This window comes from Glycomyces mayteni (assembly GCF_042428885.1).
In the GTDB taxonomy this organism is placed as follows: domain Bacteria; phylum Actinomycetota; class Actinomycetes; order Mycobacteriales; family Micromonosporaceae; genus Glycomyces; species Glycomyces mayteni.
Genome location: NZ_JBHMBP010000005.1, coordinates 76,667 through 100,522 on the forward strand (window position 1 = coordinate 76,667; position 23,856 = coordinate 100,522).

23 protein-coding genes are annotated in these 23,856 nt (G+C 72.4%); 14 read left to right on the forward strand and 9 right to left on the reverse strand.

The window, feature by feature from the left end; translation table 11 throughout:
- The first annotated feature begins 93 nt into the window (after nt 1-93).
- Nucleotides 94-525: a DoxX family protein gene (locus tag ACFFXY_RS21935; protein WP_382355726.1), complete on the forward strand. Its 432-nt coding sequence runs from the start codon at nt 94-96 to the stop codon at nt 523-525.
- A gap of 112 nt (nt 526-637) precedes the next feature.
- Here ACFFXY_RS21935 and ACFFXY_RS21940 read toward each other — a convergent pair whose 3' ends face one another.
- Together ACFFXY_RS21940 and ACFFXY_RS21945 are read right to left on the reverse strand one after the other, a co-directional pair.
- On the reverse strand, nt 638-1,996 hold the full coding sequence (locus ACFFXY_RS21940) for an HtaA domain-containing protein (RefSeq protein ID WP_382355729.1): 1,359 nt from the start codon (nt 1,994-1,996) through the stop codon (nt 638-640).
- A 3-nt stretch (nt 1,997-1,999) separates the two neighbouring features.
- Complete coding sequence (locus ACFFXY_RS21945) at nt 2,000-3,355, reverse strand: HtaA domain-containing protein (RefSeq protein ID WP_382355732.1); 1,356 nt, start codon at nt 3,353-3,355, stop codon at nt 2,000-2,002.
- Nucleotides 3,356-3,494: 139 nt separating this feature from the next.
- Between ACFFXY_RS21945 and ACFFXY_RS21950 the strand changes: the two genes are divergently transcribed.
- From ACFFXY_RS21950 to leuE, 5 genes are all read left to right on the forward strand, one after another.
- Nucleotides 3,495-4,502, forward strand: coding sequence for a heme/hemin ABC transporter substrate-binding protein (locus tag ACFFXY_RS21950; protein ID WP_382355735.1), 1,008 nt, complete (start codon nt 3,495-3,497; stop codon nt 4,500-4,502).
- Entirely contained in the window at nt 4,499-5,581 is a 1,083-nt protein-coding gene (locus ACFFXY_RS21955) for a FecCD family ABC transporter permease (protein ID WP_382355738.1), read from the forward strand. Before ACFFXY_RS21950 ends, ACFFXY_RS21955 begins: the two co-directional genes overlap by 4 nt.
- Entirely contained in the window at nt 5,581-6,414 is an 834-nt protein-coding gene (locus ACFFXY_RS21960) for a heme ABC transporter ATP-binding protein (RefSeq protein WP_382355741.1), read from the forward strand. The genes ACFFXY_RS21955 and ACFFXY_RS21960 overlap by 1 nt, the downstream gene beginning before the upstream one ends.
- 9 nt (nt 6,415-6,423) lie before the next feature.
- Entirely contained in the window at nt 6,424-7,482 is a 1,059-nt protein-coding gene (locus ACFFXY_RS21965) for an AI-2E family transporter (protein ID WP_382355744.1), read from the forward strand.
- A gap of 154 nt (nt 7,483-7,636) precedes the next feature.
- Entirely contained in the window at nt 7,637-8,287 is a 651-nt protein-coding gene (gene leuE, locus ACFFXY_RS21970; RefSeq protein ID WP_382355747.1) for a leucine efflux protein LeuE, read from the forward strand.
- Here the strand turns inward: leuE and ACFFXY_RS21975 are convergent.
- On the reverse strand, nt 8,284-8,943 hold the full coding sequence (locus tag ACFFXY_RS21975; protein WP_382355750.1) for a TetR/AcrR family transcriptional regulator: 660 nt from the start codon (nt 8,941-8,943) through the stop codon (nt 8,284-8,286). The genes leuE and ACFFXY_RS21975 overlap by 4 nt on opposite strands.
- Before the next feature lie 121 nt (nt 8,944-9,064).
- On the opposite strand from ACFFXY_RS21975, the gene ACFFXY_RS21980 reads away from it, so the two are divergent.
- Nucleotides 9,065-9,436: a DoxX family protein gene (locus tag ACFFXY_RS21980; protein ID WP_382355753.1), complete on the forward strand. Its 372-nt coding sequence runs from the start codon at nt 9,065-9,067 to the stop codon at nt 9,434-9,436.
- Here ACFFXY_RS21980 and ACFFXY_RS21985 read toward each other — a convergent pair.
- The 3 genes from ACFFXY_RS21985 to ACFFXY_RS21995 all read right to left on the reverse strand — a co-directional run bounded on the left by ACFFXY_RS21985 (nt 9,433) and on the right by ACFFXY_RS21995 (nt 13,839).
- Complete coding sequence (locus tag ACFFXY_RS21985) at nt 9,433-10,569, reverse strand: glycoside hydrolase family 53 protein (protein ID WP_382355756.1); 1,137 nt, start codon at nt 10,567-10,569, stop codon at nt 9,433-9,435. The two genes, ACFFXY_RS21980 and ACFFXY_RS21985, sit on opposite strands and share 4 nt — an antisense overlap.
- A 90-nt stretch (nt 10,570-10,659) precedes the next feature.
- Nucleotides 10,660-11,769 carry a glycoside hydrolase family 53 protein gene (locus ACFFXY_RS21990; RefSeq protein WP_382355758.1) on the reverse strand — a complete coding sequence of 370 codons (1,110 nt, stop codon included), beginning with the start codon at nt 11,767-11,769 and terminating at the stop codon, nt 10,660-10,662.
- 66 nt (nt 11,770-11,835) lie between these two features.
- Nucleotides 11,836-13,839, reverse strand: coding sequence for a beta-galactosidase (locus ACFFXY_RS21995; RefSeq protein WP_382355761.1), 2,004 nt, complete (start codon nt 13,837-13,839; stop codon nt 11,836-11,838).
- A 274-nt stretch (nt 13,840-14,113) separates the two neighbouring features.
- Between ACFFXY_RS21995 and ACFFXY_RS22000 the strand changes: the two genes are divergently transcribed.
- From ACFFXY_RS22000 to ACFFXY_RS22025, 6 genes are all read left to right on the forward strand, one after another.
- The gene (locus ACFFXY_RS22000; RefSeq protein WP_382355764.1) at nt 14,114-15,469 is read left to right on the forward strand and encodes an extracellular solute-binding protein; all 1,356 of its coding nucleotides are present in this window, start codon (nt 14,114-14,116) and stop codon (nt 15,467-15,469) included.
- A 14-nt stretch (nt 15,470-15,483) separates the two neighbouring features.
- Nucleotides 15,484-16,848 (forward strand): carbohydrate ABC transporter permease, encoded by a 1,365-nt coding sequence (locus tag ACFFXY_RS22005; RefSeq protein WP_382355767.1) that lies wholly within the window; start codon nt 15,484-15,486, stop codon nt 16,846-16,848.
- Nucleotides 16,849-16,852: 4 nt separating this feature from the next.
- A complete protein-coding gene (locus ACFFXY_RS22010; RefSeq protein WP_382355770.1) occupies nt 16,853-17,722 on the forward strand; it encodes a sugar ABC transporter permease in 870 nt (289 codons plus the stop codon).
- Between the two features lie 3 nt (nt 17,723-17,725).
- A complete protein-coding gene (locus ACFFXY_RS22015) occupies nt 17,726-18,856 on the forward strand; it encodes a glycoside hydrolase family 53 protein (protein WP_382355773.1) in 1,131 nt (376 codons plus the stop codon).
- A 107-nt stretch (nt 18,857-18,963) separates the two neighbouring features.
- On the forward strand, nt 18,964-19,977 hold the full coding sequence (locus ACFFXY_RS22020; protein ID WP_382356706.1) for a LacI family DNA-binding transcriptional regulator: 1,014 nt from the start codon (nt 18,964-18,966) through the stop codon (nt 19,975-19,977).
- A 221-nt stretch (nt 19,978-20,198) separates the two neighbouring features.
- A complete protein-coding gene (locus ACFFXY_RS22025) occupies nt 20,199-20,816 on the forward strand; it encodes a hypothetical protein (RefSeq protein ID WP_382355776.1) in 618 nt (205 codons plus the stop codon).
- A 7-nt stretch (nt 20,817-20,823) separates the two neighbouring features.
- On the opposite strand, the gene ACFFXY_RS22030 is transcribed toward ACFFXY_RS22025, so the two are convergent.
- Together ACFFXY_RS22030 and ACFFXY_RS22035 are read right to left on the reverse strand one after the other, a co-directional pair.
- Entirely contained in the window at nt 20,824-21,333 is a 510-nt protein-coding gene (locus ACFFXY_RS22030; protein WP_382355779.1) for a mycothiol transferase, read from the reverse strand.
- A 47-nt stretch (nt 21,334-21,380) separates the two neighbouring features.
- Nucleotides 21,381-22,325 carry an SDR family NAD(P)-dependent oxidoreductase gene (locus tag ACFFXY_RS22035; RefSeq protein ID WP_382355782.1) on the reverse strand — a complete coding sequence of 315 codons (945 nt, stop codon included), beginning with the start codon at nt 22,323-22,325 and terminating at the stop codon, nt 21,381-21,383.
- Between the two features lie 87 nt (nt 22,326-22,412).
- Between ACFFXY_RS22035 and ACFFXY_RS22040 the strand changes: the two genes are divergently transcribed.
- Nucleotides 22,413-23,270 carry an SHOCT domain-containing protein gene (locus tag ACFFXY_RS22040; RefSeq protein WP_382355785.1) on the forward strand — a complete coding sequence of 286 codons (858 nt, stop codon included), beginning with the start codon at nt 22,413-22,415 and terminating at the stop codon, nt 23,268-23,270.
- A 47-nt stretch (nt 23,271-23,317) separates the two neighbouring features.
- Here ACFFXY_RS22040 and ACFFXY_RS22045 read toward each other — a convergent pair whose 3' ends face one another.
- Entirely contained in the window at nt 23,318-23,782 is a 465-nt protein-coding gene (locus ACFFXY_RS22045) for a hypothetical protein (RefSeq protein ID WP_382355788.1), read from the reverse strand.
- Between the last annotated feature and the right edge of the window lie 74 nt (nt 23,783-23,856).

Here is a 23,856-nt window from a genome sequence, read left to right on the forward strand (position 1 = left end):
GCGCCGGAAAACCTCCCGGCCGCCGATGAATCCGCGGGCTCCCCCTCGTCTTTACCTTCGAGAGCCCGATACTCCCGGAAGGTACGAGACACTATGAGCACCAACGACATTGCCACCGCGAAGACCACCGACGCCGAGCGCCCCGCCAAGGGCCTGCACGTGACCCTGTGGGTCCTCCAGGTGCTCCTGGGCGTGTTCATGATCGCCGCCTCCGGCGCCCCGAAGCTGTTCGGCGTCGAGTCCGCGGCCGAAGGCTTCGACACCATCGGCTGGGGCGACTGGTTCATGTACGCCATCGGCGCCCTGGAGGTCGCCGGAGGCGTGGGCCTGCTGATCCCGCGCGTCTCCGGTCTGGCCGCGACCGGCCTGGGCCTGCTCATGATCGGCGCCGCGATCTTCAACGCCACGATCCTGGACTTCCCGGTCTACACCCCGCTGATCCTGCTGGTCCTGTTCGCGTTCATCGCCTGGGGCCGCCGCTACCAGACCCGCCGCTTCCTCACCCGCGGCTTCAAAGCCCTCTGAAGCGACCCGAAAGGGCCGGTAGCGACGCTACCGGCCCTTCGCCGTGCCTGCGGATCATGCGGGAGGGGCCGCCCGGTTGCAGGCGAGGCGGCCCCTCCTCTGGAGTGGAGTCCTACGCCTGGAGCGCGCGGCGGCGCGCCAGGACCATGACGGCGACGCCGCCCGCGAGGAGCGCGCCGGCCGCGGCGACGAACAGCGCCAGCGGGGAGCCGGTCACCGGGAGCTTGGGCGAGCCCGCGCCTCCGGCGCTCGTCGAGGTCTCCTCGCCGCCCGTGCCGCCGCCGGGTGCCCCGGTCGGCTCGCAGGTCGTGTCGGGGGCGTCGGCGATCTGGACGGTGAAGCTCACCGGGTCGAGCGCGGTGCCCTCGGTGTAGAAGCCGCCGAAGAAGTCCACGCCGCCCGCCGCGACCGTGGCCGCTGCGCCGTCCACGGTCACGGCCCCGTCGGCGATGGCGAGCTCCCCGACGGCGACGTCGGCGATCTGCGCGGCGCCGGAGAACACGGCGAGCCCGCCGTCGACGCTCTTGACGCTCAGGTCGGCCAGGTCCAGGTCGAGTTCGCCTTCATGGCCGTAGAAGTTGACGCCGCCCGCGAAGGACGCGTCGAGGTGGCAGGTCTCAGCGGCGAAGGTGCCCGCGGCCTCGGGGAAGCGGTACGTGCCGTCGGCGTTCTCGGTCGCCGGTTCGGCGACGGTGATCTCGCCGTTCGCGATCGGGCCGGTCACGTAGGACCGGAACGACTCCTTGACGCCCCAGTCGGCGTCGCCGCCGGTCACGTCGTAGACGGTCCCGCCGGGCGCCTCGCTGCTCGGCGACTCGGAGGACGGGCCCTCGGAGGACGGCTCCTCCTCCGAAGGGCCGGAGGTCATGTCGGTCTTGACGGCGATGGTGATCGGGTCGAGCGCAGTGCCCTCGGTGTAGAACCCGGCGAACGCCTCCGCGCCGTCCGCGGTGAGCACCACGGGCGCGTCGGTGAGCGTGCTGTACCCGTCCACCCAGGTCCAGGAGCCGACGGTGAAGTCCGCGAAGTGCACGTCCTCGAACACCTCGCCGCTGGAGGTGACGTCGGCGTAGATCGCGCCGGTGTACGACTGGGTGTCGCTGACGGTCTCGATGTTCTCGATGAGGAGGTCGAGCTGCCCGTGGTGGCCGGTGAAGCGGACGCCGCCGGGCGCGGTGGTCTCGGTGGCCTGGTTCGGCAGGTCGGAGACGCCGGTGACGGGCGCGAACGTGAACGTCCCGTCGTCGTTGACCGTCGCGCCGTCCACGGCCTCGATCGCGCCGCCCGCGATGGGGCCGGTCACGTAGTTGCGGAAGGACTCCTTGACGCCCCAGACGACCGAGCCGTCCACGATGGGGTACTCGGCGAGTTCCTGGGCCTGGGCGGGGATCGCGGCGAGGCCGAGGGCGGCTCCGGCGCCCAGACTGATCGCGGCGAAGGCCGCGAGGCGCTTGCGGGTGGGGGCTCTCATGGGCTATCTCTCCTTGTCGTCGTCCGGGCCCTCGGGCCCGTCCTGGGTGGGGTCGGGGGTGTCCCCGGCGGGCGGGGCCGCGGGGGAGTCCTGTGCGGTCCGCTTGCGGCGCTGGAGGACCGCGAGGGTCACGGCTCCTGCGCCGAGCAGCACGGCGATGGCGGCGGGGACGATCCACACGAGCGGGCCCGTGCCAGACGAAGCCGCATCGGCGTCTGCGGTCGCGGGCGCACTGGTCGCGGGTTCGACGGGGTCGGACCCGAGGTCGGGGAGCGCGGGCAGCACCGCGCCGGCGGTGAGCGGCACGGCGACGAGCAGCGGGTCCATCGGGTCGCCCGCCTGGTAGAACCCGCCGAAGACGGGCACGGCGGCCTCGGTCAGCGCGGTGGGCACGTCCTGGGCGAGGAGCACCCCGTCGGCCTCGGCGAGTTCGGCCTCGAAGGACACGAGGTCCACGCGGGCCCCGTCCACTTCGGCCGACAGCACGCCCTTCCCGTCGGTCGCGGCGATCACCGGGTCGGTGAGCGCGAGGTCGACGTCCGTGCCGGTGAACGCCACGGTCCCTTGGAACGCCAGCGTGTAGTCGGCGGCCGTGGCGGTCCCGGCGCCCTCGGCGAAGCGGAACACCGCGCCGCCGTCGGCCGCGCCGTCGGCGACGGTCCAACCGCCCTCGGCGATGTCGCCGGACACGTACTCGCGCCACGAAGCGCGCACGCCCCAGTCGACGACCGCGCCGGTGACGGCGTCCCCGGTCTCGGCCGCGCCGGCGCTCTCGCTCGGCGCCTCGGTCTCCTCGGGCTCGACTGCGACGTCCGCGCTGAACGACACGGGGTCGAGTTCCTGCCCGGCCTCGTAGTATCCGGCGAACGCGCTGGCGCCGTTGGCAGTCAGGGTCGCGGCGGCGTCGCTCACCGCGACCGTGCCGCCGTCCGCTCGCAGGGACGCGCCGCTGAGGCTCGCCATGTCGGTGCGGGCGCCGTTGACGTACACGTAGAGCGTCCCGGAGCTCCCGGAGTACTCCACGGACGGGTTCGCGAAGGTCAGGTCCAGTTCCCCGTCGTGGCCCCAGAAGTAGACCCAGCCCTGGTAGTCGACCACGGCCGTGCCGTCCTCGTAGGAGCCCGCCGCCGAGTGGAACCGGTAGGCGCCGTCGGCGGCGGACGCGCCGTCGCCGGTCTGGACCTCGCCCTGGGCGATGGGCCCGGTGATGTAGGAGCGGAACGACTCCTTGACGCCCCAGTCGAGCCGCCCGCCGGAGAGCTCGTCGGCGTGCGCCGGTGCGGCCCAGAGGAGGAGCGCCGCGGCCATGGCGCAGGCCGCGGTCAGCGCTCCCGTCAGGCGGCGGGTGGCGTGGGGCATGGGGGGACCTCCGTCTTCACATTCAACGAAGGCAAGGCTAACCTAACTAATGCCGCCAGAGCAAAGGGGGTGCTAACAATTATTAGCGAAGCCTAACCTATGCTCGACCGGCCGCCCGCCGACAGAACTGGAGAACGCCGTGCGCCCAGACCCCCGCCGGACCGTCCGAGCGACCGCCGTCGGCGCCGCGCTCCTCCTCGCCCTCTCCGCTTGCGGCGCAAGTGAATCCGAGGCGGACACCGCCGTGGACGCCGCCGTGGACCGCGTCGATCCGATCGCCGCGGACGCCGAGCCGGCGCTCCCGGCCACCGTCACCGACGCGACCGGGGCGACCCTCACCATCGAGGCCGCCGACGCGATCGTGCCGCTCTCCGGGTCGCTCTCGGAGATCGTCTTCACGCTCGGCCTCGGCGACCGCGTCGTCGCCCGCGACATCACCGCGACCTTCGAGCAGGCCGCGGACCTCCCCGTCGTCAGCCACGGCCACGACGTCTCCGCCGAAGGCGTCCTCTCCCTCCAACCGGACCTCGTGCTCGCCGAGACCAGCTCCGGGCCGCAGACCGCGCTCGACCAGATCGCCGCCGCCGGGGTCCCGATCGTCGTGTTCGACCCCGCCGACGGCATCGACGCCGCCGCCGAGCGCATCACCGCCGTCGCCGAAGCCCTCGGCGTCCCCGACCTCGGCGCGCGGCTCGTGGAGCGCACCGAGGCGGGCATCGCCGCCGCGACCGAGGGCCTGGACCTCGCGGACCCGCCGCGCGTGGCCTTCCTCTACCTGCGCGGCTCCGCGTCCGTCTACATGATCGGCGCCCGCGACTCCGGCGCGACCTCCCTCATCGAGGCCGCGGGCGGCATCGACGCGGGCGCCGAGGCCCTCGAAGGGGACTTCCTCGAACTCACCCCCGAAGCCCTCGCGGCCGCCGCCCCCGACGTGATCCTGGTGATGGACAAGGGACTCGACTCCGTCGGCGGCGTCGCCGGACTCCTGGAGATCCCCGGCGTCGCCCAGACCCCCGCAGGGGAGGACGAGCGCATCGCGCACCTGCCCGACGGCATCATGCTCAACTACGGGCCGCGCACGGGTGACGTCGTCGCCGACCTCGCCGCCCAACTGCACGGCGCTCCCAACGACGGCGACACCGAATGACCGTCACCGCCGCCGAACCCGAGACGGCCGCGCCCGCCGCCCCGGCCCGCCGCCGGACCGTCCCCGCCCTCCTCGGCCTCGGCCTCACCGCGGCCCTCGCGCTCGGCGTCCTCGTCTCCGCCTCCAGCGGCGCGTTCCCGATCCCCTTGGACGACATCGTCTCCTCCATCGGCCACCGGCTCGGACTCGGCGGCTCGCCCGTCGAGGGCACGGGGGAGTCGGTGCTGTGGCACATCCGCTTCTCGCGCGTGGTCCTCGGCGTCCTCGTCGGCGCGAGCCTCGCGTGCGCAGGGGCCCTCATGCAGGGCATGTTCGGCAACCCCCTCGCCGAACCCGGCGTCATCGGCGTCTCCTCCGGCGCGGCCGTCGGCGCGGTGTGCGCCATCGCCTTCGGGTTCACGTTCGCCGGGAACTGGACGATCTCCCTGTGCGCCTTCGCGGCCGGGCTCGTCACCGTCGCCGCCGTGTACGCCCTGTCCCGCTCGGGCGGACGCACCGAGGTCGTCACGCTCGTCCTCACCGGCGTCGCCGTCAACGGCCTCGCCGGGGCCCTCATCGGCGTGTTCATCTTCTACGCCGACAACGACGAGATCACCGCGATCACCTTCTGGCAGATGGGCAGCCTGTCCCAGGCCACCTGGCCGAAGATCCTCGCCGTCCTCCCGCTCGCCGCGATCGGCCTCGCCCTCGCCCCGGCCTACGGCCGCCGCCTCGACCTCCTCGCCCTCGGCGAGCGCCCCGCCCGCCACCTCGGCGTGGACGTCGAACGGCTCCGCCTGCACCTCATCGTCATCGTCGCGCTCCTCACCGGCGCGGCCGTCGCCGTCTCCGGCGTCATCGGCTTCATCGGACTCGTCGTGCCGCACCTCGTGCGCATGGTCGCCGGGCCCGGCCACCGCGCCCTCCTGCCGCTGTCCGCGATCGGCGGCGCGGCCGTCGTCGTCTGGGCCGACCTCGCCACCCGCACCCTCGCCGCCCCCGCCGAGATCCCCCTCGGCATCCTCACCGCCCTCGTCGGCAGCCCCTTCTTCTTCTGGCTGCTGCGACGCACCCGACGCCGCCAAGGAGGCTGGGCCTGATGCGACCGCCGCGCCTCCGACCCCGCCGCCGCACCACCGGTCCCGGCGCCGTCCCCGACCGCCCCGCCGCCGCCGAAGACCTCCGAATCAGCCTGGGCGGCAAGGAGATCCTCCGCGGCGTGGACCTCGACGTCAACGCCGGGGAAGTCCTCAGCCTCATCGGCCCCAACGGCGCCGGGAAGTCCACGCTCCTCGCCGCCCTCTCCGGCGACCTCGCCCCCGCCTCCGGCCGCGCCCTCCTGTGGGACCGCCCCACCGGCGAGTGGAGCCCCCTCGACACCGCCCGCCGCCGCGCCGTCCTCCCGCAGGCCCACCGCGTCTCGTTCCCCTTCACCGTCCGCGAGGTCGTCGAGATGGGCCGCGCCCCCTGGGCCGGGACCGACCGCGCCGACCACGACGACGCCCGCGTCGCCGAGGCCCTCGACCGCACCGAGACCGCGCCGTTCGCCCAGCGCCCCTTCACGTCCCTGTCCGGCGGCGAGCAGGCCCGCGTCATGCTCGCCCGCGTCCTCGCCCAGGACGCCGGACTCGTCCTCCTCGACGAGCCCACCGCCGCCCTCGACCTGCGCCACCAGGAGCTCGTGGGCCGCCGCTGCCGCGAACTCGCCGCAGAAGGCCGCGCCGTCGTCATCGTCCTCCACGACCTCGACCTCGCCGCCGCCTACGCCGACCGCACCGCCCTCCTCTCCGAAGGACGCGTCGCCGCCTGCGGGAAGCCCGCCGACGTCTACACCGCCGACCGCCTCGGCGAGGTCTACCGCCAACCGGTCACAGTAGATCGCGACCCCGACACCGGTGCACCGAGAGTGACGCCGGTCCGCGGAATCTGCTAGACATCTCCCATGGCTGACAAACCCGGACTGCCGCTGCGCAGAAGTCTCTCCCAGAGCCCCCCGCTCACCGCGGGCGTCCTCCTCGGACTCGGCCTCGCCGTGGCCTACGCCCTGGTCTGGTCGATCCAGGAGCTGAGCACGGTCATCACGGCCCTGGTCGTGGCGGCGTTCCTCGCGGTCGGCCTCGAACGCATCATCTCCACCATGACCCGCCGCCGCGTCCCGCGCTGGCTCGCCATGACCATCCTGTTCCTCGGCGTGTTCCTCGTCTTCTGCGGCGGCATCGCCGCGATCATCCCCGCGCTCGTGCGCGAGACCACGCAGTTCGTCGAGAACGTCCCCGACTACTACGACGCCGTCATGAGCAGCAAGCTCGCCGAGCGGTTCGGCGGCGAGGCGGGCCTGGCCGAGCGCGCCCAGGACGTGCTCACCGCCTCCAACATCTCCAAGGCCCTCGGCGGCGTCGCGGGCGGCGCGGCCTCCGCGGCCAACGGCCTGGTCTGGACCGTCACCACGATCCTGCTCACCGTCTTCATCCTCGCGTCCTACACGCAGCTGCGCCAGGGCTCCCTGCGCCTGGTCGCCGCCTCCAAGCGCGAGCAGACCGGCCGCATCCTCGACGGCATCCTCAAGCAGGTCGGCGCCTACCTCATCGGCGCGCTCGCCATCGGCCTGTTCGCGGGCGTCTCGTCGTGGATCTTCATGGCGATCGTCGGCATCCCCTACGGCGCGCTGCTGGCGCTCCTGGTGGCACTGCTCGACCTCATCCCGCAGATCGGCGCGACCATCGGCGCGGTCGTCGTCACGCTCGTGGCCCTCGCGGTCTCCCCGATGACGGCCGTCGCCTCCGCGATCTTCTTCATCGCCTACCAGCAGCTGGAGAACTGGGTCATCTACCCGACGGTGATGCGCAGCGCCGTGAAGGTCTCGAACCTCGCGGCGATCGTCGCGGTCCTGGTGGGCGGCACGCTCTTCGGCGTCATCGGCATCGTCCTGTCGGTCCCGATCTACGCCGCGATCCGCCTCATCGGCAAGGAGCTCGTGATCCCGCGCCTCGACAACTCCTGACGCGAAGGGGCCGGAGGCGCATACCCGCACGCGCCCCCGGCCCCGATCGCCACAGCATAGGGCCCCGCCCCGACAGCGCGCTACGCTGGGACCGTTCAGCCGCGCGAGCGCGCGGCCGTTTCGATGCGTCCCCCGCGTTGAGAGGAAGCCCCCCGTGCTCGGCACCGTCGACCTGTGGACCTATGTCGCCGCCTCGGCCCTCATCATCCTGCTGCCCGGGCCCAACTCCCTGTACGTGCTGTCCGTGGCCTCCCGCCGCGGCCGCCGCGACGGGTTCAAGGCCGCGGCCGCGGTGTTCTGCGGCGACTCGGTCCTCATGGTCGCCACCGCCGCCGGGCTCGCCTCGGTCTTCGCGACCTCGACCGTGGTCTACAACGCGGTCCGCTGGGCGGGCGTCGCCTACCTCGCGTACCTCGCGTTCGGGCTCATCCGCGGCGGCGTCAAGTCCTGGCGCGCGGCCCGCCGCGGCGACGCGGTCGAGGACGCCCCCGCCCCCGCGTTCGCCGCCACCGAGCGGCCCTTCACGCGCGCGCTCGTGGCCAGCCTCCTCAACCCGAAGGCCATCCTGTTCTTCGTCTCGTTCTTCGTGCAGTTCGTCGACCCGAACTACGCCTACCCGGTCCTCAGCTACGGCGTCCTGTACGTCATCATCCAGGCGTTCTCGATGATGTACCTGACGGCGCTCATCCTCGCCGGGAACGGCCTCGCCCAGACCTTCCGGCGCCGCCGCCGCCTCGCCGCGGCCGGGAACGGCCTCGTCGGCGCCGTCATGATCGGCTTCGCCGCCAAGCTCGCCACCGGTTAGCAGCCGCCGCCGCGGCGGCCCCGCACCATCCCGCGCAGCAGCCGCTTCGGCGCGGGCGCCTCCGGCAGCGGCTCCTTCGCGTCGACCGCGAACGCCCGCAGCATCTGCCCCACCAGCCGCCGCGACGCCTCGCCCGCCGCGTCGGTGGCCGCCGCGAGCACGCCCGCGTTCGCCATCAGCAGGATCAGGAGATCCTCCGGCGCGAAGTCCTCACGCAGCCCCCCTTCGGCCTTGGCCCGGCCGATCAGGTCCGAGAACGCCGCGAACGCCTCCTGCCGCGCCCGCTCCAGGCTCCGCGCGCCAGCGAAGTTCATCGTCAGCACCTCCGCGAACCCGCGGTTGTCCGCCTGGAGCCCGCACACCGTCTCCACGTACTCGCGGAACCCGTCCCACGCCGACTCCCGCTCCCCGGCCGCCACCGCCGCGGCCCGGTTGCGCTCCATGGCGTCCTCGAAGACCGCCGCGATCAGCTCCGACCGGGTCGGGAACCGCCGGAACAGCGTCGCGATCCCCACCCCGGCGGCCCGCGCGATCGACGCCATCGAGGCGCTCAGGCCCTCCCGCTCGTACACCCGCCGCGCCGCCTCGATGATGCGGTCGCGGTTCTGCTCCGCGTCGCAGCGGAGGCGGCGGGGGCGCTTGCGGTCGGCTTCCATCCCGCAATGGTAACCAAGTGGAATGCCCTATCCGGTTGCGTTGTTACACTCAGCGCCTACAACCGGATAGGCCGCTCCGCTTGGGAGCGGCCCCCGTCGATACCTTTGGGAGAACGCCCACATGAACGTCCTGCTCTGGATCCTGCAAGGCCTGCTCGCGCTGGCCTTCCTCGCCGCCGGCGTGATGAAGACGACCCAGCCGAAGGAGAAGCTCGCCCCGAACATGCCGTGGGTGAACGACTTCTCGGCCGGCACGGTCAAGTTCGTCGGCGTCACCGAGGCCCTCGGCGCGCTCGGCCTGATCCTGCCCGCCGTCACCGGCATCGCGGTCGTCCTGACCCCGATCGCCGCGACCGGCCTCGCCCTCATCATGGTCCTCGCCGCGGTCTACCACGTCCGCAAGGGCGAGTACTCCTCCCTCGGCGTCAACGCCGCCTTCTTCCTCATCGCCGCAGTGATCGCCTGGGGCCGCTTCGGCCCCTGGCCGCTCTAGAGCCGCCCGAGGGTCCGCAGGGCCGGGAGGGGTCTTCCGGTGAAGTCGAAGAGGGCCTGGTTCTCCCAGCCGTTGCCGCTGGCGGGGTCGGCCGGGTCCCAGCCGGCGCCCGGGACGCCCGTCCAGGTCGGCTCCCAGTAGACGACGCCCCTGCCGAGGCCGTCGGGCACGTTCCTGACGACCTCGGCGACGGCCTCCAGCCAGTGGACCTGGCTCTCGGGGCTCGCCGGGTACCCGGCCACGGGCTCGGCGTCGGCGATGATGTTCGCGAAGCCGTCGGAGTCCTCGGTGGTGAACGGGTACGCGGTCTCGACCACGTAGAGCGGCTTGCCGTAGCGGCCCGCGAGGTCGTTCAGGTTCGCCTCCAGGCCCGAGAGCGGCCCGTGCCAGTACGGGTAGTACGAGGCGCCGATCGCGTCGAACGGCACGCCGTTCGCCACGGCGTTGTCGAAGAACCACGTGAACGCGCCGTTGTCCCCGCCCTCCGCCAAGTGCAGCACGGCCTTCGCGTGCGGCGCGGTGTCGTGGACGGCGTCGCACCCGGCGGCCAGCAGCGCCGCCATCTGCTCCAGCTGGTCCCACCGGCCGTCGGGCCACAGGAGCCCGCCGTTGGTCTCGTTGCCGACCTGCACGAGCGTCGGCTTCACCCCGGCCCGCCGGAGCGCGCCGAGCACGTCGGCGGTGTGCTCGTACACCGCGGTCTTCAGGTCCGCGAACGGCAGGTCCGCCCAGGCGGCGGGCTTGTGCTGCTTGCCCGGGTCGGCCCAGGCGTCGGAGTAGTGGAAGTCCACCATGAGGTCCATCCCGGCGCGCTCGGCGCGCTTGCCGAGCTCGACCACGTGCTCCTTGTCGTTGTACCCGTCGGCCGGGTCCACCCAGACCTTCGCGCGCAGCGTGTTCACGCCGCTGTCGGCGAGGATCTTCACGGCGTCGCCGGTGCGGCCGTTCGCCTTGCGGTACACGGCGCCGTAGTCCTCGTTCTTGAGCAGGCCGGAGACGTCGGCGCCGCGCACGAACCTTCCGGCGCTCGGCCCGCCCCGGTCGACGGCTTCGGCCAGCGCCGGGACGGCCGCGGCTGCGGCGACGGCGAAGACGCCGGCGCCCGCGGCGGTGAGTGCGGTTCTGCGTTTCATTGCAAGGGGTCGCTTTCTGTTGCGGGGGTTCGGGGGCCGGCCGCGCGGAGTGCGCCGCGCGACCGGCCCCGACCAGGGGGTGGAGATGGTCTAGAGGGTCCCGAGGGTCTTCAGCGCGGGAGTGGCCTTCCACGCGTAGTCGAACAGCGCCTGGTTCTCCCAGCCGTTGCCGCTCGACGGGTCCGCCGGGTCCCAGCCGTTGCCCTTGACGGCGGTCCAGGTGGCCTCCCACCAGAACACGCCCGCGCCGCGGCCGTTCGGGACGGCCTTGACGACGTTGGCGATCGCCTTGAGCATGTTCGACTGTCCGGTGGTGCTGGCCGGGTACCCGGACACCGGGGTGGACGAGGAGACGATGTTCGCGAACCCGTCCGCGTCGGCGGCGGTGAACGGGTAGGCGGTCTCCACGACGTACACGGGCTTCGCGTACCGCGAGGCCACGTCGTTCAGGTTGGACTGGAGTCCCGAGAGGGAGCCGTGCCAGTACGGGTAGTAGGACGCGCCGATGGCGTCCCACCGCACGCCGCGGCTCTGCATGGCGTCGAAGAACCACCGGAACAGCGAGTTGTTGCCGCCCTCGGCGAGGTGCAGCATCACCTTCGCGCCGGGGGCCTTGGCGTACACGGCGTTCGCGCCCGAGACGAGGAGCTGCGCCAACTGGTCGAGCTGGTCGTAGCGGCCCTCGGGCCACAGCATCCCGCCGTTGAGCTCGTTGCCGACCTGCACCATCTGCGGGGTCGCCCCCGCGGCGGCGAGGGCGCCGAGGACGTCGGCGGTGTGGTCGTAGACGGCGGTCCGCAGCTGCGCGAACGTGTAGTTGCGCCAGGCCGCGGGCTTGGTCTGCTGGCCGGGGTCGGCCCAGGAGTCGGAGTAGTGGAAGTCGACGAGCACGTTGAGCCCGGCGGCCCTGGCGCGCTTGGCGAGGGCGACGACGCGCGCCTTGTTGTTGTAGCCGTCGGCGGGGTTGACCCACACCTTCAGCCGGATCCAGTTGACGCCGCTCTTCTGGAGGATCCAGATCGCGTCCTCCTTCCAGCCGTCGGGCCACATGTAGGAGCCGCCGAGCGCCTCCGACTTGGCGAGGCTGGAGATGTCGGCGCCGCGGGCGAACGCGGTCTGCGCGGAGGCCGCGGTGCCGCTGCCGAGGACAGCGAGTGCCGGGGCGGCCACTGCGGCCGTGAGGGCGGTTCTTCTCTTCATTGAGACACACTCCCTGAGGGTGATTTCGTTGCGGCGGCCCCGCGGGGGTGCGAAGCCGCCGGGGGCTTAGGCGTCGGCGAGGACCACGACCGCTCCGGCGCGGACCGGGACACGGCCGTCGTACGCGGTGCCGTCGAGCGCGTCCACGCCCGTCCCCGGCACCTGGACGTCCTGCCCGGTGTGGTTGATGAGGAAGCGGTGGACGCCGCGGCGGACCACCTCGACGCCGTCGGGGACGCCTTGCGGGCGTTCGACTCCGGCGGCGTCCATGGCGTTCGCCAGCAGCTCGTCCAGGCCCGTGCCCTCGTCGAGCGCGGTCGCGGCGTACCACGCGGTACCGCGCCCGAGGTCGTGCCGCGTCAGCGCCGGGCGGCCCGCGTCGGGCCCGGTCGCGAAGCGCGCCACGGCCTCCGCGCCGTCGAGGCGCACGTGCTCGGACCAGATGCGGCCCGCCGCACCACCGCCGAGGCCGGCGCCGGAAGCACTGCCGAGACCGGCGCCGGAAGGAGAGTCGAGATCCAGCGACTCGCCCTCGTGCAGCGGGTGGAACTCCTCGATCCACAGGCCGAGGGTCTCCCGCAGCGCGCCGGGGTGGGGGCCGGGGTGGACGGTGTCGTGCTCGTCCACGATCCCCGAGAAGTACGAGACGACCAGGTGGCCGCCGTTCTCCACGTACCCGCGCAGGTTCTTCGAGGCCGCGTCGGTGAGCACGTAGGACGACGGCGCGACGACGAGGCGGTACCCCGACAGGTCCGCCTCCGGGTGCGCGAAGTCCACCGTGACGTGCTGGCGCCACAGGGCCGCGTAGTACGCCTCGACGCGCTCGCGGTACTTCAGGTCCACCGAGGGGCGCCATTCGAGTTCGAGGGCCCACCAGGACTCCCAGTCCCACAGGACCGCCACGTCGGCGGCCACGTCGGAGCCGACCACACTAGACAGTCGCTTGAGGTCGTTCCCGAGCGCGGCGACGTCGCGCCACACCTGGGTGTCGGTGCCGCCGTGGGGGAGCATCGCGGAGTGGAACTTCTCGGCCCCGGCCCGGGAGGCCCGCCACTGGAAGAACATGAGCCCGTCGGCGCCGCGCGCCACGTGCGCGAGGGAGTTGCGGCGCAGCTCGCCGGGGGTCTTGGCGATGTTGCGCGGCTGCCAGTTCACCGCCGACGTGGAGTGCTCCATGACCATCCACGGGCCGCCCGCCACGGCCCGGGTGAGGTCGGCGCTCATCGACAGCTCGATCTGGTGGTCGGCGCGCTCGGCGATGAGGTAGTGGTTGTTCGAGACGACGTCCACAGTGCCCGCCCAGCGGCGGTAGTCCATGCCCTCGCAGTTGGGGATCATGAAGTTCGTGGTCGCGGGGGCCTGGGAGTGGCGCGCGATGACCTCGCGCTGCATCCGGTAGTTGCGCACGTGCTCGTCATTGGAGAACCGCTTCCAGTCCAATTGCAGCGCCGGGTTCACGCCCGGCGGCGCGGCGGCGGGGGCCTCGACCTGGTCGAAGGACCGGTACACCAGGCCCCAGAACGCGGTGCCCCACGCGTCGTTCAGGCGGTCCACGTCCCCGTACTTCTCGGCCAGCCACCGCTGGAACGCCGCGGTGGACGCCTCGCAGTAGCACTCCACATTGGCCCAGCCGTACTCGTTGTGGATGTGCCACAACTGGACCGAGGGGTGGTCGCCGTACCGCTCCGCGATCTTGCCCACGATGGAGACGCACGCCTCGGTGTACGCGGGGGCCGAGGGGCACACGCCGTGTCGCGAGCCCCCGGCGAGGGTCCGGCCGTCGGCGTCGACGAGGCGGATCTCGGGGTGCGCCTTGCGGAGCCACGCGGGCGGCGAGGAGGTCGGAGTCCCCATGTCGACCCCGATCCCGCCCTCGTGCAGCAGCTCCACGATCGCGTCGAGGCCGCTCCAGTCGTACTCGCCCGGGGCGGGTTCGATGATGCCCCAGTTGAAGACGCCGAGGCTGACGAGGTTGACGCCCGCCTCGCGCATGAGGCGCACGTCCTCGGGCCAGATCTCCTCCGGCCACTGCTCGGGGTTGTAGTCGCCGCCGAAGCGAATGTCCTGCACTGCGGTCTCCTGTGAGGTTCCTTGCACAAATGCCTGTGAACGTGCACAGTACTCCACGCCAAGAGACCGTGCAACCTGTGATCCGGTCGGCCTTCGTTTCGGAATTGTGATCGATTCATGAAGTACGTTTCACGTGAAACGGATATAAGCGGACATAGATCTGTTGCTAACTGCGACCTGAGTCGCTAGATTCGTGTAAACGTTCACAGTCCGGTGGCGCGCTCTCTCAGCCCAGCGGGCACTGGACTCCCTCTCACCGAGACAAGGACTTGACATGCGCAGCAACGGTGCTCACGCGGGACTCTCGATGAACCGCCGCCGCCTCCTCGCCGCGGGCGGCGGCGTCGCCGCGGCCGGGACCCTCGCGGCCTGCGGCTCCCCCGAGGACGAGCCGGAGGAGAACGGCGGCCTCGAATGGGACGGGGACGCCCGGCAGTACGTCATCGAGGAGGACATCGCCTCCGGCAAGGTCCCGCTCAAGCTCTGGTTCGAGAACGAGGACCTCGCCAAGGCCCAGATCGACGCGTTCAAGGCGGCCTTCAAGGACGTCTACCCCGACATCCAGTTCGAGTACGAGCTCGTCGCCCAGAACGACGCCGTCGGCGAGATGTCCCTCGCGGGCGAGGCCGGCAACGGCGGCGACGTCTTCATGAGCTTCTACGACCAGATCGCCCGCGCGATCCAGGAGGGCACCGCCGCGCCCCTCGGCGAGTACGAGGCCGTCCTCAAGGAGCGCCTGGCCGAGACCTTCACCAGCGCCGTCTCCGGCGACGACGGCCAGATGTACGCCGTGCCCGTCACCACCGAGTCCATCGCGCTCATGTACAACAAGACGCTCCTGTCCGAGCTCACCGGCTCCGACCAGCCGCCCGCCACCTGGGAGGACGTCAAGTCGATCGCCGCGGGCTACAACGACTCCGCCGCCAACACCTGGACCATCCGCTGGGTCCCCGGCGAGATCTACTACTCCTACTCGGTGCTCTCCTCCATGGGCTGGCAGGCGTACCCGGGCGGCGACGTCGCCGAGCCCGGCTTCGACGACCCGGCGCTCGTGGAGGCCCTCGACTACTACAAGGGCCTGCGCGAGGTCTGGAACGTGCCCTCCGCCGACGCCACCCCCGAGACCGTCGAGGCCGAGTTCGCCGCCGGGAACACGCCGCTCATCATCACCGGCCCGTGGGCGTTCTCCGCGTTCGACGCCGGGGCCGCCGAGAACGGCTTCGAGTACGGCGTCACCACCATCCCCGCCGCGCCCTCCGGCGACCCGGCCTCCTCCTTCGCGGGCATGCACGTCATCGCCGTGTCCGCGTACACGAAGTACCCGGCCGCCGCGCGCGTCTTCGCGAACTTCCTCGCCTCCGACGCCGGCGCCGCCGCGCTCTACGCCACCACCGGCCAGATCCCGGCCCTCAACGCCGACCTGCTCGCGAACATCGCCGGGCTCTCCGAGGACCCGCACGTCGCCGGGATCGTCGCCCAGTCCACCCAGGCCGACCTGTTCCCGCAGCTCCCCGAGTACTTCTGGTCCACCGCCAACGAGATGACCGTCGCCGTCTGGGACGACCTCACGTCCTCCGCCGACGCCGCCGCCGCGGCCGTCGCCGGGTACGACGAACTCGCCGGGCTCTAGGGACGCGCGCGCAGATGAGTACCGCTCAAGGGCTCCCCGCACCGGTGCCGGGCGCCGCCTCGGCCCTGGTGTGGGGCGCCGGACAGCTCATGAACCGGCAGGCGGGCAAGGCCGCCTTCTTCTTCGCCTTCTTCGCCGCCCTGATCGGCTGGGAGACGGGGACCGGCAACTACTACGCCGGGATGGACTTCACGCCGCGCGGCAACGGCGGGTTCTTCATCAAGGGCCTGTGGGGCCTGTTCACGCTCGGCACCCAGCCGCGCCAGATGACCGTCACCGGCCTCACCGACGGCGACAACTCGATCGTCCTCATGGCCAACGGCCTCATCGCGCTCCTCACCCTCGCGCTCCTGGCGATCGTGTGGGTCTGGAGCGTCCGCGACGCCCACGCCTACCGCCGCCGCCTCAACGAGGGCGGCGACCGCGAGACCTCCCTCGCCTACTTCAAGCGCATTTGGGAGGGCGCCTTCGCGTACATCGTCCTGTCGCCCGGCGCGGTCCTCATCGTGTTCATGTCGGTCCTGCCGGTGCTCTTCGGCATCCTCGTCGCCTTCACCGACTACAACCGGGACAACCTGCCGCCCAAGAACCTCGTCAACTGGGTCGGCTTCGACAACTTCGCGACGATCTTCGCCGTCCCCTCCTGGACCGCCACGTTCCTCGGCGTCCTCGGCTGGACCGTCGTGTGGGCCGTCGTCGCCACCGCGACCACCTACGCCGCCGGGTTCCTCCAGGCCGTGCTCCTCGCCAGCAGGAAGGTCAGGTTCCCGCGGGTGTGGCGCTCGGTGTTCCTGCTGCCGTGGGCCGTCCCCGGCATCGTCTCGGCCCTGGTGTTCCGCTCGATGTTCAACGGCCAGTTCGGGCCGATCAGCCAGTGGCTCGTGGACGTCGGCCTCACCGACGAGCGCGTCTACTGGTTCACCGACCCCTCCCACCCCAACCTCGCCCGCGCCGTCGCGCTCCTGGTGAACCTGTGGCTCGGCTTCCCGTTCTTCATGGCCCTCGTCGGCGGCGTGCTCACCAACATCCCCGACAGCTACTACGAGGCCGCCCGCATGGACGGCGCCGGACCGCTCCAGCAGCTGCGCCACATCACCTTCCCGGTCGTGCACCGCACGGTCGCGCCGCTGCTCATCCTCGCGTTCGTCTCCAACTTCAACAACTTCGGCGTCATCTACTTCCTCACCCAGGGCGGCCCCGACAACGCCGACTACCGGTTCGCCGGGAGCACCGACCTGCTCATCACCTGGCTGTTCAACCTCACCCTGGACAACCGGCTCTACAACATCGGCGCGGTCATGAGCATGCTCATCTTCGTCATCGTCGGCACCATCTCGGTGTGGAACCTCAACCGCTCCAAGGCGATCCGGGAGCTCTGATCACATGACCGCCGAAACCGCGCCCGCCCGCAGGCGCCGCACCGCGCCCCGCGGCGAGAAGACCGCGACCCTCTTCCTCCACCTGGAGCTCCTGGTCGTCGCGACCATCGTGATCTTCCCGCTCCTGTGGATCGTCGGCGCCTCCTTCAGCCCCGGGACCGGCCTGGCCAACGCCAGCCCCGTCCCCGCCGACGCCACCCTCGACCACTACGTCAGCCTCTTCACCGAGACCGACTACGGCCGCTGGTACCTCAACTCCCTGTACGTCGCCGTCCTCAACACGATCGGCTCGGTCGTCCTGTCGGCCCTGTGCGGCTACGTCTTCTCCCGCATCCGCTTCCGGGGCCGCAAAGTCGGGCTCCTGGGCATCCTCATTCTCCAGATGTTCCCGACCTTCCTCACCGCCATCGCGGTGTACATGCTGTTCCTCAACTTCGGGCTGCTCGACTCCCTCACCGGCCTCGCCCTGGTGAGCATCGCCGCCGCCCTCCCGTACAACACGTGGCTCATGAAGGGCTACACCGACAACCTGCCCGCGAGCCTCGACGAGGCCGCCGCGATCGACGGCGCCAGCCGGTGGACCATCTTCGTCAAGATCGTCCTCCCGCTCATGCGGCCCATGCTCACCTTCGTGGCGATCACGCAGTTCACCGTGCCGTGGATGGACTTCATCCTCCCGCGCCTGCTGCTCCAGAGCCCCGAGAAGCAGACCGTCGCGCTCGGCCTGTTCGCCATGATCGAGGACGTCTACCAGAACGCGTTCACGACCTTCGCCGCCGGAGCCGTCATCCTCGCCGTCCCGATCACCGTCCTCTACATCGTCCTCCAGCGCTACCTGGTGACCGGCGCGTCCGCCGGCGCCGAGAAGGGATAACAGATGCCGCCCATCCGGGGTGCCGACGTGTCCATGACCGCCGAGATCGAAGGGCTCGGCGCGGTCTTCCGCGCCGACGGCGTCCGCCGCGACCTCTTCGACCTCCTCGCGGACAGCGGCGTCGACTGGATCCGCCTGCGCCTGTGGGTGGACCCGTACGACGAGTCCGGCGAGCCGTACATGGGCGGCACCAACGACCTGGAGACCACGATCGCGCTGGCCCGCCGCGCCGAGGCCGCGGGCCAGCGCCTCCTCCTCGACCTGCACTACTCCGACTTCTGGACCGACCCGAAGAAGCAGTCCGCACCGAAGGCCTGGCGCGGCCTCAAGGGCCCCGACCTCGAAGCGCGCGTGCACGACTGGACCGCGGAGGTCCTGGCCTCGATGGCCGACGGGGGCGTCGTCCCCGACATGATGCAGGTCGGCAACGAGATCACCAACGGGATGCTCTGGCCCGAGGGCAGGACCCCGACATTCGACTGGTCGTCCCGGCAGTGGGCCGACGGCGACGCCGCCGAGGACGCCGCCGCCTACGACCGCCTCGCCGGGCTCCTTCGCGCCGGGACGAGCGCGGTCCGCGAGGCGGGCAACGCGGAGGTCTGCGTCCACCTCGACTTCGGCGGCGCGAACACCCTGTACCGCCGCTGGTTCGACGAGCTCACCGCGCGCGGCCTCGACTTCGACGTCATCGGCCTGTCCTATTACCCGTACTGGCACTCCACCATGAAGGACCTGGGCGAGAACCTGAACGACATCGCCGTCCGCTACGGCCGCGACGTCCTGGTGGTGGAGACCGCGTACGCCTGGACCGGCGACCACCCCGAGGGCCACGACCAGGTCTTCAGCTCCGAGCTCGCCGAAGGCTGCGGCTACGAGGTGTCCCCGGAGGGCCAGTCGGCGTTCCTGCGCGACCTGTACGCCACTGTGGACGCCGTCCCGGAGGGACGCGGCCGCGGGATCGTCTACTGGGAGCCGGCGTGGCTCCCGGTGGCGGGCACCGCCTGGGCCTCGCGGGCCGGGATGGAGTACGGCGACGACGTCGTGGACGAGGCCGGCAACTCCTGGGCCAACCAGGCCCTCTTCGACTTCGACGGCAACGCGCTGCCGTCGCTGCGGGCGCTCGGCGGCGCCTGAACCCCCCGCCGACGGCGAGGCCGCCACCCCCCTTGGGCGGCCTCCCCGCTCCTCCGCCCCCGCCCGGTCGCCGGGCGGGGACATAATGACCGAGACACAAGGGAGAGCTGAGCAACTTGGCAGCACGGAAACGACCGACGATCCACGACGTCGCCGCGGCCGCGGGGGTCTCGCGGGGGACGGTCTCGCGGGTCCTCAACGGCAAGTCCAACGTCTCGCTCTCGGCCGAGACCGCGGTGCGCCGTGCGGTCGCCGAGACCGGGTACGTCGTCAACCGCGCGGCGCGCAGCCTCGTGACCAGCCGGACCGGCTCGATCGTGATGGTCCTGTCGGAGCCGCAGGAGCGCCTGTTCGAGGACCCGAACTTCTCGGTCCTCATGCGGGTGGCCACGAACCAGCTCGCCGAGCGGGACATGTCGCTGGTGCTCATGATCGCCGGGGACGACCGGGGCCGCGACCGCGTCGCCCGGTACCTGCGCGGCGGCCACGCCGACGGGGCCCTGCTCGTGTCGACGCACGCGGGGGACCCGCTGCTCGACGAGATCGAGCGCTCCGGCATCCCGGCCGTGGCCTGCGGCGCGGTCCTGGGCCGCGAGTCGGTGATCCCGTACGCGGCCGCCGACGACCGCGGCGGCGCCCGCGCCATGACCGAGTACCTGGTGTCCTTGGGCCGCCGCAAGATCGGCATGATCACCGGCCCGCTCGACACGCCCGGCGGCGCGCTGCGCCTCGAAGGCTTCACGGGGGTCCTGGGCCGCAAGGCCGCCAAGCAGCTCGTCGTCCACGGCGACTACACGCAGGCCGCCGGGGAGGCCGCGATGCGCCGCCTGCTCGCCGCGGTCCCCGACATCGACGCCGTGTTCGTGGCCTCCGACCTCATGGCCGCCGGGGCGCTCCAGGCGCTCCACGAGGCGGGCCGCCGCGTCCCCGAGGACGTCGCCGTCGGCGGCTTCGACGACTCGGTGATCGCCTCCGCGACCCGCCCGGCCCTGACCACGGTCCGCCACCCCCTCGCCCGCGTCGCCGAGGAGACCGTGCGCCTCCTCATCGAACTGCTCGACGAGCACGAGGTCGAACCGGTGGTCCTCCCGACCGAACTGGTCGTCCGCGACTCCGCCTGAGCGCCCGACTGACCCGGCCCGGGCCGCCCACGCCCGGCCCGGGGGCGCCCACGGGCCCGGCCCGGGGCACCCACGGGCCCGGCCCGGACCGTCGCACCCCCGCGCCACACTCGAAGCCGGGGGGCGCTCCGTATCGAGGATCGCTCACCTTCGCGGCCCGAGCCTCGGCCCCGCCGTGTCGCACGGCCCGTCCTGCGTCTTCTTCGGCTACAACGGACCCCATGCAGCACTGGAACCTGACGGCCGCGCTCGCCTGCGGCCTGGCCGCGGCGGTCCTCACCGGGGCGGCCGCGCACGCGGGCCCGATCGCGGTCACCGTGGAGCGCACCGCCGAAGCCGACGTCGTGCGCGAAGGCGAGACCGTCGAGTACGCGATCACCGTCGCCAACACCGGCGAGGAGTCCTACGAGGGCCTGCGCGTCTCGCACCTGCTCCCGGCCGGGTTCACGCTCGCCGCGGCCGAGCCCGCCACCGACGAGGGCAGCGCCTTCCCCGAGGGCGGCGCGGCGTGGCGGATCTCCCTCGGCCCCGGCGAGACCGTCGAGCTCGGCGACACCGTGGAGGCCGGGACGGGGGAGCAGCTCCAGGAGGGGCGCCTGGTCGCCGTGGAGCGGCGGGACCTCGGGCCGGGCGAGGGGACCGGGTTCACGACCACGGTCTGCGTCGCCACGGCCGACGAGGTCCACATGCTCGACTGCGACAGCGACCGGGCCGCGCTCGTCGCGCCCGTCGAGAGCGCCGCGCACTGGTGGCTGTGGGCCGCGGCGGCGGTCGCCGCCGGGGTGGCCGCGGTCGGGCTGTGGGTCCTGCTCACCCGCTCCCGCGGCGCCCGCCCCTGACCGCGCCTCAGCCGTGCTCGATCAGGCCGCGCACGTAGGCGGCCTGGCCGCCGTGCTGCTGGTTGTCGTCGATGACGCTGACCAGCCGCACCCCGAGCGTCACGTGCGGCGTCCAGCGGGTGTCCACGACCCGGTCGAGGTCGGCCGCGCTCAGCGCCGCCACGTACTCCAGGGTGTTCGCGTGGACCGCCTCGTAGTAGCCGAGGAGGTCCTTCCCCGACACCCCGGCGACCTTCGCGACCTGCTCGGGGGTGTGCCCGTACCCGGTGTCGCCGGGCGGCAGGTCGAGGCCGAACCGCTCCTCCCAGCCGCCCGCGGTCCAGGCCTGCTCGCGGTCGGCCACTTCGGACACGTGGTCGTCCTGGACGCGCGCGATGTGCCACACCAGCCACGCGATCGAGTTCGCCCCCGGGCCCGGCCGGGCCTCCAGGTCCTCCTGCGACAGGCCGTCGAGGACCCCCGCGACCTCGCCCTGGACGCGGCCGAACGCGTCGGCCAGCAGTTCGCCGATCTCCATGCGGACTCCCTTCCCTCCGCATGGAAACCTACCGCGCCCCGCGGGCGTCAGCGCCCGAAGCCGTCGACGCCCGTCAGCGCCGCCGACAGCGACCACAGCCGCTCGGCCTGGCCGGGGTCCACCGCGTACTCGGCGACGCCGCCCTCGCCGACCTCCGCGACGTCGCAGTCCTGGAGGTACACGCCGCCCTTCCCTTCGAGCTGCGGCGAGAACGCCGCCCACGTCTGCGTGGCCGCGCCCTGCTCGGTGCTCTTGAACCGGGTGTCCGCGACCGGGCTGCCGTCCTCGTGGATCCAGCCCATCCGCACCTGCTCCTCGTGCGGGACGTGCCGCTGGAGCGGGGTGAGGATGCCGCCGGGGTGCAGCGCGAACGCCCTGACGCCGCGCTCCTGCGCCAGCCGGTCGAGGTGGACCGCGAACAGCACGTTGGCGGTCTTCGACTGCCCGTACGCCTCCCAGCGGTCGTAGCCGTCCTCGAACTGCGGGTCGTCCCAGCGGATGGCCGACCTGCGGTGCGCGCCCGAGGACACCGCGACCACGCGCGCGCCCTCACCGATGAGCGGCGCGAGCCGGTTCACCAGCGCGAAGTGCCCGAGGTGGTTCGTCGCGAACTGGAGCTCCCAACCGGGGCCCACGCGGGTCTCGGGGCAGGCCATGACCCCGGCGCTGTCGATGACCGCGTCGAAGGGCCGCCCGGCCGCGAGGGCCCGGTCCGCGAACGCCGCGACGCTCGCGAGGTCGGCGAGGTCGAGCTCGTCCGTCGAGACGCCCGCGATCCCGTCGAGCGCCTCCGCCGCGGTCTTCGGCCGCCGGGCCGGGACGAGGACTTCCGCGCCCGCGGCCGCGAGCGCCTTCGTGGTCTCCAGGCCGATCCCGGAGTACCCGCCGGTCACGAGGACGTGCTTCCCGGTCAGGTCGATGCCGTCGAGGACCTCGGCCGCGGTGGTGGTCGCGCCGAATCCGGAGTGGATGCTCTGCTGCGGTGTGCTCATGGAACGAGCGTAGAACCTAGAGCGCGCTCTAGGTCAATCCCCGGCGTCGCGCCGCGCCCTCCGGCGGCCCCGGTCCATACTTGGGACGTGCCCTCTTCCCCTCCGCCCGACGCCCGGTCCCGCGCCGCCCGCCGGGTCGCGGCCCTGCTCCCCGTCTCCCTCGTGCTCGCGGCCGCCGCCTGGTGGTTCATCAAGGAAGGCACCCGCGTCGGCCACCTCATCGCCTGGTCCTGCTGGGGCGGCGAGTGCTCCACCGACGACGCCCGCGCCGTGCTCCCGATCGTGGGGATCTTCCTCAACATCGGCCTCCTCGTCGCGCTGACCGCGTTGGCGAGGGCCGTCGGGTTCGGCATCGCCGTCATGGTCGGGCCGCTCGCCGCGCTGCGCGGCTGGAGCGAGGCCGTGGCCGAAGGCACCACCACCCCCGCCGCGATCGGCGTCGAGCAGCGGATCGTCGCCGCGGCCGCGGCCCTGGGCGCGCTGGTGGCCCTCCTGGGCCTGTTCTCGGAGCTGAAGACCACCGGCTACGGGCCCCTCCTCCTCGGCGCGAAGCGCGTCCCCGCGACCCTCGCCGACTACGGCCCCGCCGAAGGCGACTACGGCCGCATCGCCGCCAAGGACGCCGCCGCCCTCGGATTCGGCACCGCGCACCTCGTCTTCACCCACAACGGCCGCTACCACCGCGTCAAGGTCCGCGCCCGCGAGCAGTGGGTGGGCACCCCGGTGTACGCGGTCTTCCGAGAGACCCGCCCCGAGCGCGCCGGCGTCGGACTGCCGTGGACCAGGAGCTACCCGGCCCCGGAGCGGCCCGAGCCCGCCGCGGAGGCCCCCGGCCCCGGCGGATCGATCGTCTCCGAACTGGAGCGACTCACCGCCCTGCGCTCCCAGGGCCACCTCACGCAGGAGGAGTTCGAGGCGGCCAAGCGCCGCCTCCTCGGGGACTGAGACGGCGGCGGCGCCGAAGCGCCGCCGCCGCAGGGTTTCCGGTCCGCCTAGAGCGAGCCCTTCCAGTCCGTGCGGGACTGGACCGGCTCGGGGATGTTCGCGGCCAGCGCGAGGACGCACCCGGACGCCAGGAGCAGCAGCCCGACCGCGGCGACGACCTCGCCCGCGCCGTGCGCGCTCGCGGCCAGGTCCTCGCTGATGCGCAGGTCGCCGCCGTAGAGCACCATCGCCCCGGTGAACCCGCCGAAGGCCCAGGCCATGCGGGTCTCGTGGGTCCGCCACGCGAAGAACAGCGCGCACCACAGCACCAGGAGCGGGATCAGGGCCACCGAGAGCCCGTAGGTGCGGGTGTCGCCGTCGCCGTCGACGAGGCCCGAGAGCCCCCAGAAGTTCACCGTCCCTCCTCCCGCATCGGCCCACGGGAGGAACATCGAGCCTGCGACGAGCATGGAACCGCCGAGGGCGGCCAGGCCGCCGGCGCGGGAGTACGGGGTCGAGGGAGTGCGCTCCATCATCCACCTCCGGTTGCGATTCGCTTGGTCCCTCAAGCGCACCACCGCAATTGACCTGCGTCAACGGCCTTGAC

Coding starts and splice junctions, on each gene's coding strand:
- ACFFXY_RS21935 (WP_382355726.1), top strand. CDS start 94: ATGAGCACCAACGACATTGCCACCGCGAAGACCACCGACGCCGAGCGC.
- ACFFXY_RS21940 (WP_382355729.1), bottom strand. CDS start 1,996: ATGAGAGCCCCCACCCGCAAGCGCCTCGCGGCCTTCGCCGCGATCAGT.
- ACFFXY_RS21945 (WP_382355732.1), bottom strand. CDS start 3,355: ATGCCCCACGCCACCCGCCGCCTGACGGGAGCGCTGACCGCGGCCTGC.
- ACFFXY_RS21955 (WP_382355738.1), top strand. CDS start 4,499: ATGACCGTCACCGCCGCCGAACCCGAGACGGCCGCGCCCGCCGCCCCG.
- ACFFXY_RS21960 (WP_382355741.1), top strand. CDS start 5,581: ATGCGACCGCCGCGCCTCCGACCCCGCCGCCGCACCACCGGTCCCGGC.
- ACFFXY_RS21965 (WP_382355744.1), top strand. CDS start 6,424: ATGGCTGACAAACCCGGACTGCCGCTGCGCAGAAGTCTCTCCCAGAGC.
- ACFFXY_RS21975 (WP_382355750.1), bottom strand. CDS start 8,943: ATGGAAGCCGACCGCAAGCGCCCCCGCCGCCTCCGCTGCGACGCGGAG.
- ACFFXY_RS21980 (WP_382355753.1), top strand. CDS start 9,065: ATGAACGTCCTGCTCTGGATCCTGCAAGGCCTGCTCGCGCTGGCCTTC.
- ACFFXY_RS21985 (WP_382355756.1), bottom strand. CDS start 10,569: ATGAAACGCAGAACCGCACTCACCGCCGCGGGCGCCGGCGTCTTCGCC.
- ACFFXY_RS21990 (WP_382355758.1), bottom strand. CDS start 11,769: ATGAAGAGAAGAACCGCCCTCACGGCCGCAGTGGCCGCCCCGGCACTC.
- ACFFXY_RS22000 (WP_382355764.1), top strand. CDS start 14,114: ATGCGCAGCAACGGTGCTCACGCGGGACTCTCGATGAACCGCCGCCGC.
- ACFFXY_RS22005 (WP_382355767.1), top strand. CDS start 15,484: ATGAGTACCGCTCAAGGGCTCCCCGCACCGGTGCCGGGCGCCGCCTCG.
- ACFFXY_RS22010 (WP_382355770.1), top strand. CDS start 16,853: ATGACCGCCGAAACCGCGCCCGCCCGCAGGCGCCGCACCGCGCCCCGC.
- ACFFXY_RS22015 (WP_382355773.1), top strand. CDS start 17,726: ATGCCGCCCATCCGGGGTGCCGACGTGTCCATGACCGCCGAGATCGAA.
- ACFFXY_RS22025 (WP_382355776.1), top strand. CDS start 20,199: ATGCAGCACTGGAACCTGACGGCCGCGCTCGCCTGCGGCCTGGCCGCG.
- ACFFXY_RS22030 (WP_382355779.1), bottom strand. CDS start 21,333: ATGGAGATCGGCGAACTGCTGGCCGACGCGTTCGGCCGCGTCCAGGGC.
- ACFFXY_RS22035 (WP_382355782.1), bottom strand. CDS start 22,325: ATGAGCACACCGCAGCAGAGCATCCACTCCGGATTCGGCGCGACCACC.
- ACFFXY_RS22045 (WP_382355788.1), bottom strand. CDS start 23,782: ATGGAGCGCACTCCCTCGACCCCGTACTCCCGCGCCGGCGGCCTGGCC.